The organism is Ferribacterium limneticum (assembly GCF_020510625.1).
Classification (GTDB): Bacteria; Pseudomonadota; Gammaproteobacteria; order Burkholderiales; family Rhodocyclaceae; genus Azonexus; species Azonexus limneticus_A.
The window spans coordinates 3,298,648-3,314,378 of record NZ_CP075191.1; the positions used below are offsets into that span (position 1 = coordinate 3,298,648).

The window sequence follows — 15,731 nt, forward strand, 5'->3', positions numbered from 1 at the left end:
CCTCTCAAACAGTCCGGGCACGAGAGGCCCGGTCCACAACATGCAGCGTGCTCAACAGCAGTGTAATGAATCCGCCGACCAGCAGCGCCAGCAGCCAGAGCGATGTTCCATCCACCCAGGCGCCGTAGGTCAGACCGGCCAGCGTCGAGAACAGGGCGACGAAACCGACATACGTCCAGGCCTTGAGCTTGCCGATGATCGCACTGGTGATCAGGATGCTCTGCAGCGAAAGCTCCGGATCGGCCATCAGGTAGGCGATCAGCGGCCCCGGATGCATGCCCAGCGACAAGAACATCTTGGCGATCGGCACTTCGACCAGGGTCGGAAAATACATGAAGACGCCGAACACGACGCCAGCCATGTTGGCCAGCACGGTATTGCTGCCGGCCACCGCCTGTATCCACTCCGGTCGGATGAAGACGCGGATGATGCCGACCAGGAAGACGCCGACCACCAGCAGCGGAAAGATCTGCTTCACGAAACGCCAGGTTTCCCACAACCATTGCTGCACATCCCAGGGGTCGAAACGCCTGGCCAGCGGCACGAGGCCGGCACACAGGGCAGCCACCGCGGCGGTTCGCACGCTCACTGTCAATAACAGAGCATTTTCCGAGACCCGGACACCCAGCGCCGCGACGATCAAGGTTAGCGCGGTCAGCCCCAGAGCCACCGGCGTCAGGCGGTTGAAGCCATTATCGACCTGCCCCAGGCCGCGCCAGGCCGCCACACCGATCAAGGCCAGCAGACCGATAAGAAACAGCCCCTGCACGCTCAGCCCTTCGGCGCCAACGGCTTCATCGACCGGCACCAGAACATCCAGCATCGCCTGCAGCCCCGCAACACCAGGCACCGGCAGTTCGATGCTGAACAGCACGGCTTTCAGGAAATCGAGCTTCAGCGTTCCGGCAATCAGCAAGGCGACCAGGGCGGCCAGGAAAACCAGCGTTTTCCGCGAAATGCCATCCCCTGCCGCAAACGCCTCGCTCTGCGCCAGCCGCGCCTCTTCGCCCCGTCGGAAAATGATGGCCATGATCATGCCGATCCCGATGCCGAAGGACAGGGCCAGCACGATGCGGGCGATGGCGAAGTCGGCGCCAAGGGCAACCCCGGTATAGGACAGCGCCAGAATGTTGGCGGCCGGCGCAAAGAACAGGAAGGTGATGGCCGGCCCCAGCCCGGCGCCTTTCTTGTAGATGCCGGCAAACAAGGGCTGGATGGTGCAGGAACAGACCGCCAGCAGGCTGCCCGCCCCGGCAGCCGCGGGGTAGGACACCCATTTCGAGGCATCCGGCCCGAGAAAGCGGATGATCGATTGCTGCGGCACCAACGCCGACAGGGCGCCGGCAATGAAGAAGGCCGGGACCAGACAGAGCAGCACATGGGCCGCCAGGTACGAGGCCAAACCACCTAATCCACCCTGCAGTGCTTCGATGATGATGTTCATGATCTCTTCCCTGCTGGCCCGGGCCAGCGACTATCCCGCCTCGTACCACCCCTTGCTGGCATTGACCACACGCACGACCAGCAACATGACTGGCACTTCGATCAGCACGCCGACCACGGTCGCCAATGCGGCGCCGGATTCGAAACCGAACAGGCTGATCGCCGCGGCCACCGCCAGCTCAAAGAAATTGGAAGCGCCGATCAAGGCCGACGGGCAGGCGACGTTGTGCTTTTCGCCAACCGCCCGGTTCAGCCAGTAGGCCAGCGCCGAATTGAAGAACACCTGGATCAGGATGGGCACTGCCAGCAGGGCAATGACCAGCGGCTGCCTGAGGATGGCCTCGCCCTGGAAAGCGAACAGCAAGACCAGGGTGGCGAGCAGCGCCGAGATGGACCACGGGCCAATCCTGGCCATGGCTGCATCGAAGGCATCCTGCCCCCTGGCCAGCAGGCTCTTGCGCCACAGTTGCGCCAGGACAACCGGGATGACGATGTAGAGCACAACCGAGGTAAGCAGCGTATCCCAGGGCACGGTGATCGCCGAGATGCCGAGCAGGAAGGCAACCAGCGGGGCGAAAGCGAAGACCATGATGGTGTCGTTGATGGCCACCTGCGACAGCGTGAATAACGGATGCCCGTTGGTCAGCCGGCTCCAGACGAAGACCATCGCCGTGCACGGCGCTGCGGCAAGCAGGATGAGTCCGGCGATGTAGCTGTCCAGCTGATCGGCCGGCAGGTAGGCGGCAAACAACTGGCGGACGAACAGCCAGCCGAGGAAAGCCATCGAGAACGGTTTGACCAGCCAGTTGACGAACAGCGTGACGCCGATGCCCCTGGCGTGCTGCTTCATTTCACTCAGCGCGCCGAAATCGACCTTGACCAGCATCGGGATGATCATCACCCAGATCAGCAGCCCGACCGGCAGATTGACCCGAGCAACCTCCATGCCGCCAACCGCCTTGAAGAAACCGGGAAACACCTGACCAAAAACGATACCGGTCACGATGCAGAGAAAAACCCAGATCGTCAGGTAACGCTCAAACCCGCTCATCGACAGGCCTTCCGCCTGTTTCATCGCCACTTCGCACTGCGCACTCATGCTGCAGCCTCCTTGTGAATCACCCGGGCCGCTTCGATGATCGCTGCGCTCGACATGGTTTCGAGAGGCAACTGCAAGAAGGCGGAAATCCGCTTCTCAAGTTCGCCATAGGCTGTTTCAAAGGCCGCCCGGCGTGCCGCCAGCGGCTCGACGTGGGCCGGATCGGCAATACCCCAATGGGCGGTGGCCGGATGCCCCGGCCAGATCGGGCAAGCCTCACCGGCCGCGCTGGCGCAAACCGTGAAGATGAAATCAAGTGCAGGCGCACCCGGCATGGCAAATTCGTCCCACGACTTGCTGCGCGCCTCGGGCAGTGGCACGCCGTGGTTTTCCAGCGTTTCCAGCGCCACCGGATTGACCTTGCCACTCGGCTGGCTGCCGGCCGAAAAGGCCCGAATCCGGCCTTGCCCGAGATGATTGAACAGCGCCTCGCCGAGAATCGAGCGGGCCGAGTTGCCGGTGCACAAAACCAGCACATTGAAAATTTTCATGCGCACTTCTCCGGGTTGCAGGATTCGACCACCTCGCCACAACCCAGACCGCCACAGCAGTCTTCAGTCAGGTAGCGGAGCAATTCGTTCATCGCCACATAGTCGGTCGAATAAATAACAAACCTTCCCTCCTGTCGCGAAGCCGCCAGACCGGAAGCAACCAGTTCCTTCAGGTGAAAAGTCAGGCGGCCATTGGCCTCAACGCCCAGCCCCTCGGCAATGCGCCCGACAGACAAACCTTCGCCCCCGGCGCGCACCAGCAAGCGGAAGATTTCCAGACGGGTTTCATGAGCCAGCGCACCGAGCGCGGCGACAGCAAGTTTCGATTCCATATTTCAATAATAATTGAAATATAAAAGTTGTACAGCGGAAAATCTGGACCGGCCTCTTGAGTTGTCTGGTCACAGTAGCCATATCCAGCGCGATCTCACCCGTTCGAGATTGCCTGTACTGAGGCTCAAACACGAGGCAAGGGTTTTCAGTAGCCGCCTCGACACTTCTGTGCCTATTCATATTCAACCGGGCTGTATCTGTTACCAAACACGAATTAAGCGAACAATCGGCTATCTATCCAAGTGGAGTAGCCATGAGTTCGCTAGCCATACCTTTGCCCGAAGACGCACCCGCAACCAACAACGCATATCGAATTCCTGGTAACAAAGGGATTTGGGTGGGAATCACCTGCGAGTTTGTGGAGTTCCTCGTTCTCTTTGTGGTCTATTTTGTTGCCCGAGCCCACTTTCCCGAGTCATTTGACGCGGGGAGCGAAAAACTGTCGCGTGTTGCCGGGACCGTCATTACCTTGCTGATGGTGACCAGCAGTTTCTTCATCGCCTGCTCCGTGGTCGCCATCCGCGCCAACAAACGCCGGCAATCAATCTACTGGCTGATTGCCGGGCTAGTCCTGGCCCTCGGTTATCCGGTCGCCAAGTACTTCGAAATCCAGTGGAATCTCAGTCATGGCATCAATGGCGAGTCCGGGATTTTCTTCACGGTTTATTACTACCTGACGTTCAACCATCTGGTGCATGCCACTTGGGGGATTCTGGGAATTCTCTGGGTTCTGGCCCGCCATCTGGCCGGAGGGTACACGGCTGAAGATTATGTCGGCCTGGAGGCACTCGCCAGCTATTGGCACGCCACGGACATCATCTGGCTTGTCATATTCCCCTTCTTCTACGTCCTGGTGTAACCATGAATCAGACCCAAATATCTCCATCGACCTCCTATCGCCCTTTGGTAACCACGTGGCTGACACTGGTTGGCTTGACCATCATCAGCGTTTTGCTTAGCCAATGGCTACACGGTGGCGCCTGGTTGCAACTACTGGTCGCTGCAATCGTCTGGCTCAAAGGCGATTTGATTGCCCGGCACTTCGTGGAAACACGCATCGCTCACCCCTTCATTCGCCGCGTCACCCATTACTTCATCGCATTCACGCCTGTCGCCCTGGTGTTGACTGCATTCTTTGGCAAGGAATTTGCCCGTTTCGCATCGATCTGAAACGACTTGGGGGAGGTCGGCTGATTCGCAGTGGAATCAGCCGACCTCCCCGTTTCTCTGTGCAGCATCAAAAACTACAGCTACTCCGCCCGGCCGCCAGCCTCCTGATACAGCCGGCTATTGGGTTGCCAGGCGTAGTCACTGAATGCCGCTAACGCCGCTTGCAGATCCTGGTCCTCACGCAGTTCAAAGGCGTTGAATCCACAGCGGCTCAGGAAATACAACTGATCGCGCAGAATATCGCCGACCGCGCGCAACTCCCCGGCGAATCCATGGCGTGTGCGCAGCAATTGGCCGCTTGAATACCCCCTGCCATCCGCAAAGCTGGGAAAGTGGATGGCGATGAGCGAAAGCTTGCCGAGATACGGCAACAGGCGTTCCGGCGCTTCATCCGGCAGCAGCAAGACGCCCGTGCAGAGAGCGGCGTTAGCCAATTGATGCGCATGTTCCTCCAGGAATTGGAGCGGCAGAATCACCTGACTTCTGCCGCCAATGATGTCGCTGACTGCGGCCCCCGATTCAGTCCAGTGCTGCCAGGCATTCTCGATAATCAAGCCATCTTTAATGATTTGCTTCATGGGCCCCTCCGTACACGGCAAGCTTGAACGGCGTTAGCCCGACTCGTTCGACGGTGTCGATAAACAGCTCGCCTTCGTGACGAAGTCGAACATACGTCTCAAGCAGGGTGTTGATCGTCTCGGGAATATCCGCCGCTGCGAACGACGGGCCGATGACTCGACCGATATTGGCGCGTTTTCCTTCCCGACCGCCCATCGTGATCTGGTACCACTCCTCGTTGTTTTTATCGACCCCGAGAATCCCGATATGCCCGATGTGGTGATGGCCACAGGCATTGACGCAACCCGAGATATTGAGTTCCAGCGGCCCCAGGTCGAACAGATAGTCGAGTTTGTCGAAGCGCTCCTGAATAGCGGTAGCGACGGGAATTGACTTGGCATTGGCCAGAGAACAGAAATCTCCCCCGGGACAACAGACCACATCGGTCAACAAGCCGATATTTGGCGAGGCCAATCCATAAGCACTGGCGATTGCCCACAGTTCGAACAAATCGTTTTTGGCGACATGGGGAAGGATAAGGTTCTGCTCATGCGTCACCCGAATCTCGCCAGCACTAAAACGATCCGCCAATACGGAAATGGCATCCATCTGATCCGCGGTCGCATCCCCCGGGGGAATGCCGGTTTTCTTGAGTGAGAGCGTGACGATCCGGTAACCGGGTTTGCGATGCAGAGCTACATTCCGCGCCACCCAGCGCGAATAGATGCGGTTGTTCCGCAAGGCATCGAGACTGGCCGGGTCGTGTGGAATACGTTCAAGATAGTTTGGGCCGGTAAAGAAGGCCTCCATGGCGGCAAAGCCTGCGTTGGAAATCGTATTGGGCCCGTTTCTCGAATAGGCCCATTCTTCCTCGACTTCCTGCGAGAATTTTTCCGGGGTCAGATCCTTGACCAGTATCTTGATGCGCGCTTTGTATTTGTTGTCGCGCCGGCCGTAGCGGTTGTAGACCCGCAAGATGGCCTCGAAATAATTGATCAATTCGGCACGAGGCAAGAAGGGCTTGATGCACTGCCCAAGCATCGGCGTCCGCCCCAGGCCGCCGCCGACATGAATTTCGAAGCCTGGTTGGCCATCGGCATCCAGTTTGGCCAGAGCACCGATGTCGTGGAAGCGAACCGCTGCCCGATCTTCCTTGCCGCCAGCGATGGCGATCTTGAATTTGCGTGGCAGGAAAAGGAATTCCGGCGCCAGCGTGGACCACTGGCGAACGATTTCACAGTAAGGCCGTGGATCGAAAATCTCGTCGGCGGCAACGCCGGCGAACTGATCGGTCGTGATATTGCGGATGCAATTGCCGGAGGTCTGGATAGCATGCATCTGTACCTTGGCCAACTCGGCCAGAATTTCCGGCACCTCGGCCAGGCGAACCCAATTGAACTGGATGTTGCAGCGGGTGGTGAAATGGCCGTAGCCCCGATCCCAGGTTCGGGCAATCCTGGCCAGAGCCCGCATCTGCTGGCTCGACAGCGTGCCGTAGGGAATGGCCACACGCAGCATCGGTGACTGGCGCTGGATGTACAGCCCATTTTGCAGACGCAGCGGACGGTAATCGTCCTCACTGAGGCTGCCGTTCAGGAATCGCCGGGTCTGATCGCGAAACAGGGAAACCCGGTCGTCCACCAGGCGTTGATCGATGTCGTTATAGATGTACATGATGTATTCGGGGGTTGGGGTATTCAGGGCAACGCGAAGCTGCTTCTCTCGACGACCTTGATCGCAGGGTCATCGACAGCCTCAATCAGGAAATCCATGGGCTGGATTCCAGACAGGCCGGCACCGGACGGCGCCGCCACCGTCAATGAAACCGGACGAATGCTGCCGGGTTCCGCGGTGAATCGTTCCTGACCGACGATTTGGGCGCCGGGGATGCCGGCGATGCGAACGACGAACTCTCGTGGCACCTCGGAGAGGTTCATCAACTTCAGGGTGTAGGCATTTTCGATCAGACCTTCGGAGGTCTCTCGCAACAATGCCCCACGATCGCGCAACACATCGACCAGCAGTAGCGAGCGTTGCTCCAGGGTCCAAAGGCCCATGCCGCAGAAAACCAGCAACAACGCCGCATAGACACCAACCCGCGGCCGATAATACCAAGGCCGATGACGGCCGGGGGAGGCCAGCTCGTTTTCGGAGGCAAAGCGAATCAAGCCGACTGGCGCCCCGATCTTTTCCATGACCTGATCGCAGGCATCGATGCACAGCCCGCAATTGATGCACTGATACTGCAGACCATCGCGAATATCGATGCCGGTCGGGCAAACCTGGACGCAGATGCCGCAATCGATGCAGTCTCCGGTTTGGCCAGCCTGACGCCGGTTGCTGCGGGGTTCGCCGCGCTGACGGTCGTAGGCCACATTGCTGGTTTCCGGATCGAACATGACGCCCTGGAAACGGGAGTACGGGCACATGTGCTGGCAAACCGCTTCCCGGGCCAGGCCGGCCTGAACATAGGTGAAGGCGGCGTAGAAGATGAGCCAGAAGGCCTCCCATGGCCCGGTGTCCAACTGGATAACGCTAGGCAACAATTCCCGGATCGGCGTGAAGTAGCCGACAAAGGTCACCGCCGTCCAGATGGCGACGATGGCCCAGATGCCATGCTTTGCCGTCTTGATCAGCAGCTTGCGGGGACTCATCGGACTGGCATCGAGCTTCAAGCGTGCCAGATGATCGCCCTCGACCCGCGCTTCAATCCAGGTAAAGATGCTCGTATAAACCGTCTGCGGGCAGGCAAAGCCGCAAAACAGGCGCCCGGCCAGAGAAGTGACCAGGAAAAGTGCCGTTGCCGCAATGATCAGCACGAATGCCAGCAGGAGCGCATCCTGCGGCCAGAGAACCAGGTCGAACAGATAGAGTTTTTCGTGGGCGATATCGAACAGGACCGCTTGGCGAACCGATCCTGCGCTCTCCCAATTGACCCAGCACAATCCGTAGAAGATAGCCTGGGTGAGCCAAACCATGCCCCAGCGCAGCGCGTTGAATCGCCCCGCTACCGCCTTGGCGTGGATTTTTCCCTTCTTCCGATAGAGTTCGAGTTTCGCTTCGCGAACCTTGCTGACCGGTCTGCCCATGTCGTTTTCCTTGCTATTTGACTGGGCATCAGTAAATCACCAAGGAATGATTGATAACAGTTGCAGCACCGCTTGTTTCCAATAGGCACAGATTTGACTCGGCGCCGCTTGACTCAAGACAAGGTGGAGACCAGATGGCCGAGTGTTGCCACAGCCTGCTGCATCCTTTCGGATTGGGGATGGCCGAAGTTGAGGCGGATACAGTTGTTGAACTCTTTTTTCGCCGAAAAGATCGGCCCGGGCGCGATGCTGATTCCTTGATCCAGCGCCATGCGATGCAGCTTGAGTGCATCGACGGACTCCGGCAGTTCGAGCCAAACGAAGTAACCACCGGTCGGTCTGGCCAGGCGGGTACTGGTCGGAAATGAGCGCTCTATCCCCTCGAGCAATAGCGATTCCTGCATCAGTAACTGCTGCCGCAGGCGCCGCAGGTGGTGATCGTAGCCGCCGTGCTTCAGATATTCCGCCACAGCGATCTGGACAGGAATCGTCGTCGCCAATGTCGTGGACAGTTTGAGCCGAATGATTTTCTCGGCATAACGGCCGGCGGCAACCCAGCCGAGGCGATAGCCGGGCGCCAGGCACTTGGAAAAGGAAGAAATGTGCATGACGTGATCGGCCCGGGAGGCCGATTTGCTGCACAAGGGCGGCTGCGGGCCGAAGTAGAGCTCGTTGTAGACGTCGTCCTCGATCAAGGGGACGTTATGGCGGCCAAGCAAATCGATCAGATACCGCTTCCGTTCATCGCTAACCAGACTTCCGGTCGGATTCCCAAAATTGAGCATCAGCAAGCAGGCCTTGATCGGGTGGTGCCGCAAAGCATCCTCCAGGGCCTGGATGCTGATCCCCTCGCGGGGGTGCGACGGGATCTCGATCACCTTGAGGCCAAGTCGCTCACTCGCCTGAAGTCCCGCATAAAACGTCGGCGACTCGATGGCGATCAGGTCGCCAGGCTGTGTCACTGCCTGCAGGCACAGGTTGATCCCCTCCATCGCACCGGAGGTCACCACAACCTCGTCCGTTGACACGACGGCGCCACGCGAGAGGTAGCGCAACACGATCTGGCGGCGCAATTCCTCGTTGCCGGGAGGGAGGTCGGTGACTGTCGACAGCGGATCGAAGCGCCGGGCTGCCTGGCTGAGAAAACGACCCAGCTTGTCGAGGGGAAAGAGGAAAGGACTGGGGAAACTGGAGCCCAGGGGCACGACGGCCGGATCCTTGACGCTGTACAGGATCTGGAAAATGAAGTCGCTGACCTGAAGTTCGGTCGAATTGCCCACCGGATGGCTCATCTCAGGTTCGTTAAGGCGCTGGCCGAGGCGAGCGCGAACAAAGTAGCCGGATTTGGGCCGGGCCTCGATCAAACCTCGGCTCTCCAGCAGGTAGTACGCCTGCGTCACGGTCACCGGACTGATGGTGTGTGTCCGACACACTTGCCGCACGGAAGGCAGGCGATCACCCGGCCGGAGAACCCCATCGACAATCAGTTTTTCTGTCTCGTACGCGAGACTCTGATAGCGCACCATGCTTACTCCTCCCCCTGGGTTCCGGTTGCCAGCACCTTGATGATGCCTCAGTGGGCAGCCTGCAAAATTGATTCATCCTTGCCAAAGCGCAGCCAACCATTCCTCAGGTTCTCCACAGAGGGAATATGGATGACAGGCCCATCGACCACAATGAGTCCTTTCTGCCGCAAATCCTGAAGGATGCGGGAGAAATGCTGCGGCGTCAGCCCCAGCCAGGAGGCAAGATCGATTTTCTTGATGGGTAGCGCGACACTCAAGGCCGCATCGTGCGGTGACATGTCTTCTGCCTGGGCAAGCAGGAAATCGGCGACCCGCTCGTGGCCGGCCTTGAAATTGGATTCGATATCCTGGATCAGGCAATGAACTTTGCGCACCATTCCACCCAGCAATTGCCTGCACAGCAGGGGTGACTCATGCAGCAATTCGGAGATGGTGCGTTCCGGGATATAGAACATCAGCGCATCCGAAACGGCTTGAGCCGTGGTGTCGTAAGCCCGGTTCAGCAAGACAGGCACCTCCGCCAGAAAGTCCCCTCGCGCCGCGACGTGGAGAATCTTTTCGTTCCCGGCGCTGCTTACTTTAGACACCTTTACCAATCCATCGATCATCAGGTAGACGCCTTGAGCCGGGTTGCCCGTATGAAATACATATCGATTCCGGAGAACAAGCTGCCGGCTGATTCCCTCCAAGGGGAAACGCGCCTGGAATGCAGTGATGCACGCCACCATCTCGTCGCACTGTTGTTCGGTCATCCGCCCTCCTGCACGCCATGCCCATGCGGAAACGCCGGGGCCATATTGCCAATGCCGGGCAGTACACCAGAACACGGACACCGATGACAGTTACAGTCATTATTGATTCGAATAGGAACAGTTGCTTCCTCGTTTATCGACTGTACCGCAAGACAAAGTTACAAGCTGTCATTACTACCCGTTCCCCGCTCAGACGAAAATTTCCCTAACAAGCTAATTTATTGAGGAAATGGAACGTGAGAGCTCTTGTCATCATTTTGGCCACACTCGCCTTCAACTGTGTCGCAAACGAAAATGCCAGCATCCTCGAACACCCGATCCTGGATGCTGCCCGGACAGGCACAGCGCAGGAAATCGTTGCCGCCCTCAAACCAGACGCCGGCAGCCGGGATATTCGGACAAACGTTGGCTCGACCCCGCTTCACCTGGCGGCAGCCAATGCCGACCCCGGGGCACTCAAGGCCCTGATCGATGCCGGTGCCGACCCCAATGCTCGCGACCACGACGGCATGACACCACTCCATGTCGCGGCTTATTCACAAAATGCGGCGCACGCTCAATTGCTGCTTGAAGCAGGGGCCGACCCCCACGCCTTGACAGCTTCCGGGCGCGACCCGACTTCCGTTGCCAGAAAAGCCATGGCCTATGAAGTGGCCGGAGTCATCTCCCTGTGGCTACTCAAGAAATGCGCCCCCGGAAAGCCCTGCTAATCGTGTTCTGGAGACAAACATGACTCAATCGATCTATTTGCGCCTTGAGGTTCCTTTCGAAAAAGGGACGGAGAAAGAAGGGATGGCAGGCAGTCACGCCGACTTGCAGCGACTGCTCGCCAAGTCGAGGCTTCGTGTGGTTTCCAGTAAAGCCGGCAAGCCACCGCAACAAAGCGCGCTCGACAAGTTGTCTCTCACGGTACCGGAAGGAGAGGATGACTTCGACCAACCGGTGAAATCACTCGAAGAAGTCGAGCGGGACTACATTGTCGAAATTCTTTCCCGCAGTGGCGGCAACCGTTCGAAGGCAGCCAAGATGCTCAATATCAGCCGACGAACCCTGCAGCGCAAGATGGCCCTGTTCGACTAGAGGGCGGCTTCGATTCAATAAACCGCCGAGAGGCTATCCGCCCAGATATTCCTTGCCCAGGCATGGGCATAGCGCCCCTCAAGTTCGCTGGCACGCTCTGACAGTCCGCCCGACTTGGGAATCGCCAGGAATGTCCCTTGCGGGTGGTTGTAGTCGAAAACAGTGGCCACATGCATGGCCTGGTCGAAGCTGACGAAGCTGTAGCAGGTGTTCATCACCTTGGGGCGGCTATTGATTTCCTGGCCGGCAAACAGATTGACCAGCGCCGCCGCCAGCACCTTGGCCTGCTGGTTGGCCATATGCCCCGACTTCGGCATCAGGGGCGCCGAGAGGGTGGCATCGCCAATCACATGGATGCCCGGATGGCTGATGGATTCGAGCGTCAGCCAGTCGACCTCGGCCCAGCGCCCATTGGCCAGTTTCAATCCAAGATCGCGGGCGATCTTGCCGACGCGTTGGGCTGGAATGACATTCCAGACATCGGCCTTGATCTGTTCGAAATCGAAGATCGCTGCACCGTTGCCGGCATCGACATCGCGTATCGGCATGTTGGGGCGATAGTCGATCAAATTGGGGTAATGCTCCGCCCAGGCCTGCAGGAACAAGGGGCGTTTCGAGGCCACGCCATCGTTGGCGTCCAGGATCAGCACTTTCGAACGCGGCTTGTCGCGGCGGAAGTAATCGGCAATCACCGATGCCCGCTCATAAGGCCCCGGCGGGCAAACGTAGGGAATTTTGGGAATCGACAGGGCATAGACGCCGCCGTCGGGCATGGCCTCAAGCTGTTTCCTGAGCTCCCCTGTCTGCGGCCCGGCCTTGTAGGCATGCGGGAACCGTCGTTGTGCCGTCTCGGAAGCCAGCCCGGGAATGTCCTCGGTGATGAAATCGATACCAGGCGCCAGCACACAGCGGTCGTATGGCAAGGCAATGCCGCCAGACAACAGGACTTTCCGTTTTTCCGGGTCGATCCGCTCGGCCTGGGCATGGATGACTTCCACCCCGAGTTGAGTCAGCCCCGCATAACCGAGAGTGATGTCGGCCAGCGAGCGCTCACCGGCCAGGACCAGGTTGGAAATCGGGCAGGAGACAAACTGCCGGTTCCGCTCGACTAGGGTGACGGCTACTTCACCTCGGCTCCAGATCCGCAGGTACTTGGCAAGCGTCGCGCCGGCAAAGCCGCCGCCAACCACGACGACACGCGCTTTGGCGCGCTCTTTCTGAGTAGCGCAAGCGCTCAGCAGAGCGAGTGCGCCACAGCCCATCGTTTTCAGGAATTTCCGTCGCACGGCTCACCCGCCATTGTTGGCCAGCCAGAGAACAATCAGTTCGATCTCTTCGTCGCTGTATCCCCTGACAATCTGCTGCATGACCGTCGATGGACGACCGTAGTTGCGGAAGGCCGTGATCTGTTGGCGAATCCACTCGGCTGAGCGGCCGGCAAGCGCCGGTACATCTTGCGCTGAAGGCAGACGACCGTTGGTGCCATGGCAATTGGCGCAGGTAGCGGCCAGTGACTGGGCAACGGACACCCCGTTGCCAGCCCCTGCAGCGGAGGCTAGAGAGAGCAAAACGCTGAAAGCAGTGACTTGGATAAGGTTCTTGAGCATGTCAAAAAAAATCGGAGGGCGTGCGAGGAGAGGGATTTTGGGGGGAACACGCCCTCCGATTGAACGGGTTGCAGACTACTTTATTGGCTACTTGATTTTCTTGGCTCCGTTCTGCTCAAGGTAGTTCTTGGCACGGATACCGATGTCAGCCGCCTTGACCTGGTATTGCCAGATCTGCTCGGCCCACAGTGTGGCCTGCTGCCAATCCTTCTTCTTGGCGGCATCCTCGGCCTTGGCGCGGGTTTCCTTGGTCTTGTTCAACTGATCGACCGCGTCGTCCATCAAGTTAACGACATCCGGGAAGTCGCGGTAATTGACACTGGTGATATAGGCGACGACCTGATCGATGACGACTTGGGTGTCAGCCACCTTCTTCAGCTGCTTCTTGTAGTCGTCCTCGGTATAGACGGCTTGCTCGGCCGCGGCCACCTTGGTCGGTTTCCAGCCCTTCGGCTTGATCAGGAGATAACCCTGCATTTCCAGGTGCAAGGCCGAGCAGAATTCCGTGCAGTAGTACGGATAGACGCCTTCCTTGTCGGCCTTGAACTTGACGGTCACCGTCTTGCCCGGTTCCACGGAAGCATGGACGTCGAAGGTATCGACGGCAAAGCCGTGGGTTTCGTCCTGGGCGCGCTCGAGGTTGGTCAGGTGCACCGTGATTTCGTCGCCGACTTCCACTTCGATCGTTTCCGGTGTGATGTGGGAACGGATCAAGGTGCCGAACACCTCGACCTTGTTGCCCTTCTTGACCGTTTTTTCCTCACCGGCCCGCACTGCGCCCGGATGCGGCTTGTCGGTACGCGAATCGGTACCCACCTTGTAGCGCACGCCCGGCTTGAGTTTCGACGCCTCGATGCCGACGACGTAATGCGGCTCACCCAAGGGCACCGGCATGTCGTAGAGCAACTGCATCTTGTCATCGCTGATATCGATGAGCTGGTGATTCTGCGGATGCAAAGGGCCGACCGGATTGAAACGATCGATGGAGAGCTTGTTCATTGCGACCAGATATTTGCCCTTAGGCTCGGTGCTGTCGCCTTCCATGGTCATCAAATGGCCGATGTTGTAATGGACGGCAAGTTTGTCGAGAACCCGGCCCTCGCAGTAGTCCCATTTGACGACCTGTGAATCGACATAGAGCGAGGTATAGGCGATGCAGGCCTTGGCGTCATATTGTGTATGCAGCGGCCCGAGTCCCAACTGCACCTGCTTGTGCAGGGTATCCTTCATGCTGATGACCGGAATGCCGTAAGAGTCCTTGCTCTCGAAGCGCCCGGCCTTGATGGCGGCCTGGATCTTTTCCCAGGAATAGACCGAAACGTGGGTATCCAGCTTGCCGGAGACGGTGATGAACTTGCCATCCGGCGAGAGCATGACGCCGTGCGGCGATTTGGGCTCCGGCACCAGGAAAAGGATGCCCTCCTTGATGGCGGTATCCATCATGATCACGTTGTGGCCGTTGATCTTCTTGGCCTTGCCCTGGGCGACCAGCTCGGCGGCCTTCCGCCAGTTAACGATGTGCATGTAGTCGGTATCCTTGGCCGAACAACCCGCCTCGTAGGGCGGACGGCCTTTCTCGATACCGCCGACGTAGCGCTCGGAACAGAAGGAGTTGGTGAAGGACCAGCCATCCGACGGTCCCTTGCCGGCATCGGACAAATCCTGCGAGTAAGGCGGCAGCTCGACGGAGAACGAGTCCTTGGGAATGATGCGGCCTTCCTTGCGGTCGAATTTCCAGTAGGTGATACCACCGCGATACTTCTCGTTGAATTCCTCGAGCGGCACGAACTTCTTGTTTTCGAACGGCGTGGCGTACTGGGCTGCCTCAATGACGTATTCGGTATTCGGCGTGACGAACGCACCGCCGTGCTCGGACTTGAAGATCGGGTTGGCAACCAGTTGCTTGGTCTCGAAATCCCGCAGGTCAATCACGGCAATGCGCGGGTTGGCCTTGTCGTTGATGAACAGGAACTGGCCATCGTACTTGCCTTGCGTTTCCGACATGGCCGGATGGTGCGAATCGCCCCAGGTAATCTTGCGGCCGTCAATATTGCCCTGGGCCAGCACGGCCTTGGAGCTTTCGTCGTAGCCGTAGCCTTGCCACGGTTCCGGCGTGAAGACGCCGATGTACTTGAGGATCCGCATGGACGGAATCCCATAAACGATAACCTGGCCCGACTGGCCGCCTGACGAGAATGCGACGAATTCGTCGCGCTTGCCAGTCGGCACGTAGGTTTTTGCGGCGGCCAGCAAATCCTGTTGCGACAGGCTGCGACGCTTCAAGACGTCCTGCAGCGACTCGGCTGCAACGGCAGTGCCGGACAGGCCGGCAGCAAGCCCGATGAGTATGAACAGCGCCAAGGGACGCCTGGTTATTGCACGCATTTTTCTCCCCTTAAGATTGCGTATCGATCGGCGTGCATCTGCACGCACTCGGGAGCGCGCCCTCTAACTGGAAGGCTGCTTCAAGCCGATTGCAGGCTTGCCCGACCGCGTCAGTAGAACATGGGGTAAAAGTGCGCTTTGGTAACAGTCGCCCGCATATTTGCCGCGCACAGTTACAGCCGAATCAGTTCCCGACCG

At 58.7% G+C, this 15,731-nt stretch carries 16 protein-coding genes; 4 read left to right on the forward strand and 12 right to left on the reverse strand.

Annotated elements, in window-relative coordinates; genetic code table 11:
* Positions 1-4: 4 nt before the first annotated feature.
* The 4 genes from KI617_RS15895 to KI617_RS15910 are packed head-to-tail and all read right to left on the reverse strand — an operon-like array spanning position 5 to position 3,365.
* Entirely contained in the window at positions 5-1,444 is a 1,440-nt protein-coding gene (locus KI617_RS15895) for a permease (RefSeq protein ID WP_226447898.1), read from the reverse strand.
* A 30-nt stretch (positions 1,445-1,474) separates the two neighbouring features.
* Positions 1,475-2,542: an ACR3 family arsenite efflux transporter gene (gene arsB / locus KI617_RS15900; RefSeq protein WP_226447900.1), complete on the reverse strand. Its 1,068-nt coding sequence runs from the start codon at positions 2,540-2,542 to the stop codon at positions 1,475-1,477.
* Positions 2,539-3,033 (reverse strand): arsenate reductase ArsC, encoded by a 495-nt coding sequence (locus KI617_RS15905; protein WP_226447902.1) that lies wholly within the window; start codon positions 3,031-3,033, stop codon positions 2,539-2,541. The genes arsB and KI617_RS15905 overlap by 4 nt, the downstream gene beginning before the upstream one ends.
* Positions 3,030-3,365 carry an ArsR/SmtB family transcription factor gene (locus KI617_RS15910; RefSeq protein WP_226447904.1) on the reverse strand — a complete coding sequence of 112 codons (336 nt, stop codon included), beginning with the start codon at positions 3,363-3,365 and terminating at the stop codon, positions 3,030-3,032. Before KI617_RS15910 ends, KI617_RS15905 begins: the two co-directional genes overlap by 4 nt.
* A 254-nt stretch (positions 3,366-3,619) precedes the next feature.
* Here KI617_RS15910 and KI617_RS15915 point away from each other — a divergent pair, with 254 nt between their 5' ends.
* Positions 3,620-4,225 (forward strand): cytochrome c oxidase subunit 3 family protein, encoded by a 606-nt coding sequence (locus KI617_RS15915; RefSeq protein WP_226447906.1) that lies wholly within the window; start codon positions 3,620-3,622, stop codon positions 4,223-4,225.
* 2 nt (positions 4,226-4,227) lie between these two features.
* Positions 4,228-4,536 carry a hypothetical protein gene (locus KI617_RS15920; RefSeq protein ID WP_226447908.1) on the forward strand — a complete coding sequence of 103 codons (309 nt, stop codon included), beginning with the start codon at positions 4,228-4,230 and terminating at the stop codon, positions 4,534-4,536.
* An 80-nt stretch (positions 4,537-4,616) separates the two neighbouring features.
* On the opposite strand, the gene KI617_RS15925 is transcribed toward KI617_RS15920, so the two are convergent.
* The 5 genes from KI617_RS15925 to KI617_RS15945 form a co-directional block, all read right to left on the reverse strand.
* The gene (locus tag KI617_RS15925; protein WP_226447910.1) at positions 4,617-5,114 is read right to left on the reverse strand and encodes a DUF934 domain-containing protein; all 498 of its coding nucleotides are present in this window, start codon (positions 5,112-5,114) and stop codon (positions 4,617-4,619) included.
* The gene (locus KI617_RS15930; protein ID WP_226447912.1) at positions 5,098-6,768 is read right to left on the reverse strand and encodes a nitrite/sulfite reductase; all 1,671 of its coding nucleotides are present in this window, start codon (positions 6,766-6,768) and stop codon (positions 5,098-5,100) included. Before KI617_RS15930 ends, KI617_RS15925 begins: the two co-directional genes overlap by 17 nt.
* 23 nt (positions 6,769-6,791) lie before the next feature.
* Positions 6,792-8,183 carry a cytochrome c oxidase accessory protein CcoG gene (gene ccoG, locus KI617_RS15935; RefSeq protein ID WP_226447914.1) on the reverse strand — a complete coding sequence of 464 codons (1,392 nt, stop codon included), beginning with the start codon at positions 8,181-8,183 and terminating at the stop codon, positions 6,792-6,794.
* A 113-nt stretch (positions 8,184-8,296) separates the two neighbouring features.
* Positions 8,297-9,709, reverse strand: a complete 1,413-nt coding sequence (locus KI617_RS15940; RefSeq protein ID WP_226447916.1) for an aminotransferase-like domain-containing protein — start codon at positions 9,707-9,709, stop codon at positions 8,297-8,299.
* A 47-nt stretch (positions 9,710-9,756) separates the two neighbouring features.
* Positions 9,757-10,461, reverse strand: a complete 705-nt coding sequence (locus KI617_RS15945; RefSeq protein ID WP_226447918.1) for a Crp/Fnr family transcriptional regulator — start codon at positions 10,459-10,461, stop codon at positions 9,757-9,759.
* A gap of 236 nt (positions 10,462-10,697) precedes the next feature.
* Here KI617_RS15945 and KI617_RS15950 point away from each other — a divergent pair, with 236 nt between their 5' ends.
* On the forward strand, positions 10,698-11,171 hold the full coding sequence (locus tag KI617_RS15950; protein WP_226447920.1) for an ankyrin repeat domain-containing protein: 474 nt from the start codon (positions 10,698-10,700) through the stop codon (positions 11,169-11,171).
* A 19-nt stretch (positions 11,172-11,190) separates the two neighbouring features.
* A complete protein-coding gene (locus KI617_RS15955) occupies positions 11,191-11,541 on the forward strand; it encodes a helix-turn-helix domain-containing protein (RefSeq protein ID WP_226447922.1) in 351 nt (116 codons plus the stop codon).
* 14 nt (positions 11,542-11,555) lie between these two features.
* Here KI617_RS15955 and KI617_RS15960 read toward each other — a convergent pair whose 3' ends face one another.
* The 3 genes from KI617_RS15960 to nosZ form a co-directional block, all read right to left on the reverse strand.
* Positions 11,556-12,803: an NAD(P)/FAD-dependent oxidoreductase gene (locus tag KI617_RS15960; RefSeq protein ID WP_404826817.1), complete on the reverse strand. Its 1,248-nt coding sequence runs from the start codon at positions 12,801-12,803 to the stop codon at positions 11,556-11,558.
* Positions 12,804-12,830: 27 nt separating this feature from the next.
* Positions 12,831-13,148 (reverse strand): c-type cytochrome, encoded by a 318-nt coding sequence (locus tag KI617_RS15965; RefSeq protein WP_226447926.1) that lies wholly within the window; start codon positions 13,146-13,148, stop codon positions 12,831-12,833.
* Between the two features lie 87 nt (positions 13,149-13,235).
* The gene (gene nosZ, locus KI617_RS15970) at positions 13,236-15,533 is read right to left on the reverse strand and encodes a Sec-dependent nitrous-oxide reductase (RefSeq protein ID WP_226447928.1); all 2,298 of its coding nucleotides are present in this window, start codon (positions 15,531-15,533) and stop codon (positions 13,236-13,238) included.
* Between the last annotated feature and the right edge of the window lie 198 nt (positions 15,534-15,731).